The sequence below is a fragment of the Dellaglioa sp. CoH-56-MRSF-14 genome (genome assembly GCF_056782115.1).
Genome location: NZ_JBXAYB010000125.1, coordinates 1 through 252 on the forward strand (window position 1 = coordinate 1; position 252 = coordinate 252).

Consider the following 252-nt stretch of genomic DNA (forward strand, 5'->3'; position numbering starts at 1 on the left):
TTTCCTTGTCCATATCGAATTCGACGTGGAACAGCGCGGTTTTCGTCGTCTTCTTCGAGCGCGGGCGGGGCAGCGTCTGGATTGCCTGTACCTTATGCTCACCATTCGACAGTTCCTTCGTCATCACGAATTCGGCACCCCGCACATCATTCTCGATTGCCCAGAATGCGGCATCGACCAGCAGCGTCGAGAACATCTTGTGAATCGAGCTGAACACCGGACGCGTACCCTGCGTCGGATACACCGAGTTTG

General features: G+C 55.6%; 1 protein-coding gene. It reads right to left on the minus strand.

Features of this window, described 5'->3' with window-relative positions; genetic code table 11:
• The coding region (locus AC1RPX_RS08045) for a hypothetical protein (RefSeq protein WP_481763375.1) at positions 1-252 on the minus strand (252 nt) is incomplete at both ends.